The organism is Streptomyces sp. (genome assembly GCF_036524955.1).
GTDB lineage: Bacteria > Actinomycetota > Actinomycetes > Streptomycetales > Streptomycetaceae > Actinacidiphila.
Map to the genome: position 1 here is coordinate 1 of NZ_DATDBG010000139.1, position 3,434 is coordinate 3,434.

Sequence of the window (3,434 nt, forward strand, 5' to 3'; positions counted from 1 at the left end):
CGCGTCCCTGGTGCGTGCCGCCGGCGGCACGCACCAGGGACTCGTCGTGGCGCGCGTGGCCGAGCCGCCGGACGCCGCGGCACCGCAGGAGTTCCCGGGCCGGAGGGGCTACCCGGCACGGTTCGCCGTCGGACGCCTACCGGTGCGACGCGGTTCCGGATCACAGGCGCACGGCGCAGTAGATGGTACCCATGAAAGCCTCGTCCTCCGTCCTGAACTCGACCTGGGTGGTGCGCGGGCAGGGGATGCCCTTGTCCCCGCGCAGGATCGTGGCGGTGCCCAGGGCGATCACGCGGTAGCCGGGCGCGTCGGCGCCCGTGCCGGCACATGCCGTTTCGAAAGTGGACGTGCCGGAACCCGTCGTCGGCAGTCGGTAGGACCTCTTCTCCACCAGACAGTCGCCCTTGACGATGTTGGGGCCGCCCCCTTGGCCCGGGTCGCCGGGGTGCGGTGCTCTGAGGTTGCGCAGGCACACCGGGGCGTACTGCACCTGGCCGGCGTCCTTGCCCTGGCCCGGTCGGCTCAACTGGACCAACTTGTCGGCTTTCGCCGCCTCTTTCGGGCACTTCGATGCCTTGGTGGCGTCGAACGCCTCGCGTTCCAGCACCTTCGCGAAGGCCGCGGGATCCGTGCAGGGGACCACCGCGAGGAACGCGGAGTCCTCGGAGGCCAACGGGTCGTCTGCCACGCAACTGCCCTTCGCGAAGGACTTGTTGCCGAGGGCAGGGGTCACCGCCGGTGTCGGCTCGGTGGTCACGGCCGTGCTCGGTACCGACTGCGGAGTCGTCGCACTCGGCTCGGCTGTCGGCGTCCGGGACAGGGAAGAAGAGGCCGACACCGACGGGCTCCGGGTGCCGTCCGGGGCCGGGTCCGCCCGGTCCTGCGACGAACCACAGGCCACCAGTACCGCACCGCAGACGACGGCCACCGCGGTCAGCGGCCCTCTCGCCCGCACCGCGCGGCCGGTTCGTAAAACCCTCGCACGCCGCATTGCCGCTCCCCCCAGAGGATGCTGCCGTGCTCCGCTGACACGGCGCTGTCAGAAGGCTACGGGCGCGGGCGGTATCGGGCATAGGGGGCATCGGGGGCACCGCGACCCGTCTTCGCTCGGGGCAGCGCCGTCCTGGGCCGGCTGAACTCGGCGGGGCCGTCCGCACGTAGGACACGGAGAGCCGTCCCGGTGGCAGAGCGCCGCCGGCCCGACAAGGGAAGAGGTACGTCTGTGCGCAAGGGCAGCACGCTCCGGGTGGAGGTGGACGGTCCACTGATGCACGCGGTGCTCGACGGGCCCGAGACCGACAACACGCTCGGCCACGGGACGCTGCGCGACCTGCTGGCACTGTACGAGTCCCTGCGCGACCGTCCCGAGATCCGGGTGGTCACCCTCCGGGGCACGGGCCGCTCCTTCTGCTCCGGCACCGAGCCCGTCGCGCTGCCGGAGTCGCCCGGGGGCGGACTCGACGGCGCCGTGGCGGCGGCGCGCCTGGCGAACCAGGTCTGCAACGCCGTCAGCGGCACCGACGCGATCACCCTCGTCCGGGTCCAGGGCGCGGTGACCGGGTTCGGGCTCGCCCTCATGATCGCCTGCGACCTCCGGCTGGCCGACGACGACGCGGTGTTCCGGCTGCCGGAGCTGTTCGTCGGCCGGCCACCGTGCTGGGGCGGCGCGGTCGGGCGGCTGCTCGCGGAGATCGGGGCGCCCCGCACCCGGGAGCTGATCCTGCTCGGCGAACGGGTCGAGGCCTCCACCGCCGAGCGGTACGGGCTGGTCAACCGGATCGGGACCCGGCAGCAGAACGACGTGCTGGAGGCCCTCTGGACCCGGCGCCTGCTGCGGGCCCACCCGGCCGGCAGCCGGGTCGCCAAGGCGCGGCTGCGGGCGTACGGGCAGCGCGGCCGCCCGGGTCACCCGGCGGGGTCCGACGCCGAGATCCTGTCCGCCTTCTCGGCCCTCGCGCAGTACCGGGAGACCCACGGGGACCCGTCCCGGCTGCCGGGCTGAACAAACGGTGCGGGCCGGGGCGCCGGCCGGGTGAACGGGGCGGAAGGGTGGTGCCGTTCTTTCGTCAGGACGCTTGGGCGGAACGACGGAAGGACGCTGCGGTGACGGTCGAACAGATGGACGCGGACCCCCGGGTGGAACGCCTGGACGCCGGCGGACGATGGGAGTGGGCAGCCGCCCCGGACTACGGCCCCGCGGGGTGGTCCACCCGGAGCGGGTCCGCGACCGCGCCCGCTGGGCCCGCGACCGCGCCTGCTGAGCCTGCGACCGCGACCGCGCCTGCTGAGCCTGCGACCGCGCCCTCGCCCGCCGGGCCCGCGCCCTCGCCCGCCGGGCCCGCCATGTCCGAGCCGCAGGCGGTACTGCCGCCGGAGGCCGAGCCGGTTCCTGCGCCGGTTCCTGCGCCGACTCCTGTGCCCGGTCCGGGCGCGGGGCCGGACGCCGGGTCTGTGCGGGACGCCGGGCCGGTGCCGACGGGCGGGCCGGAGCGGGCACCGCTGGGCGGGGCGGCCGGTGCCGGCCTCGCCTCGGAGCGGCTCATCCGCAGGCAGCCCGGCCCGCGCGGCGGCCTGCGCAGGTTGACCGGGCTCGTGGGCGGCCGCCACCACGCCGACAGGGCGCGGGCCGTCCGTACCCCCCTGCAGCGCTGCTACCGGATCGCCGTGATCAGCCTCAAGGGCGGCGTCAGCAAGACCACCACCACGGCCGCACTGGGCGCCGTACTGGCGAGGGAACGCGCGGACCGGGTCATCGCCATCGACGCCAACCCGGACTCCGGCACGCTGGGCCGACGAGTGCGCCGCCAGACCGACTCCACGGTCCGCGACCTGGTTCGCGCTCTTCCCGGCCTCCACACCTACATGGACGTGCGGCAGTTCACCTCGCAGATGCCGAGCGGCCTGGAGATCGTCGCCAACGACGTCGATCCGGCCGTCTCCACGACCTTCGACGACCAGGACTACCGGCGGGTCCTGGACCTGGTGAGCCGTCAGTACCCGATCGTCCTGACCGACTCCGGCACCGGGCTGCTCCACAGCGCCATGCGGGGCGTGCTGGAACTGGCCGACCAGCTCGTGATCGCGGCCACGCCCAGCGTCGACGGCGCCACCAGCGCGAGCATGACGCTGGACTGGCTGGAGGCCCACGGTTTCGACGAGCTGGCCCAGCGCAGTGTCACCGTGATCTCCGGGGTGCGGACGACCGGGAGACTCCTGCGGGTCGAGGACATCGTCACCCACTTCGAGAGCCGCTGCCGCGGTGTGGTGGTCGTCCCCTTCGACGAGCACCTGTCCCTCGGCGCGGAACTCGACCTGGACATGCTGCGCCCCAGGACCCGGGCGGCCTACGTCGACCTCGCCGCCATGGTCGCCGAGGACTTCGCCCGGGCCCGGCCGCAGCGCCGCGTCTGACGACACGACGGCGGCGCGGGGGC

The 3,434-nt window shown here is 74.2% G+C and carries 2 protein-coding genes and 1 pseudogene; 2 read left to right on the forward strand and 1 reads right to left on the reverse strand.

All coding sequences use genetic code 11. The features are described 5' to 3' along the window. Positions 1–160: 160 nt before the first annotated feature. Complete coding sequence (locus VIW71_RS11195) at positions 161–757, reverse strand: LppU/SCO3897 family protein (RefSeq protein WP_331621943.1); 597 nt, start codon at positions 755–757, stop codon at positions 161–163. 423 nt (positions 758–1,180) lie between these two features. Here VIW71_RS11195 and VIW71_RS11200 point away from each other — a divergent pair, with 423 nt between their 5' ends. Together VIW71_RS11200 and VIW71_RS11205 are read left to right on the forward strand one after the other, a co-directional pair. Continuing rightward, complete coding sequence (locus VIW71_RS11200) at positions 1,181–2,002, forward strand: enoyl-CoA hydratase/isomerase family protein (protein WP_331621944.1); 822 nt, start codon at positions 1,181–1,183, stop codon at positions 2,000–2,002. 626 nt (positions 2,003–2,628) lie between these two features. After that, positions 2,629–3,393 (forward strand): annotated as a pseudogene (locus VIW71_RS11205) (MinD/ParA family ATP-binding protein); the annotation flags it as partial. Positions 3,394–3,434 lie beyond the last annotated feature (41 nt).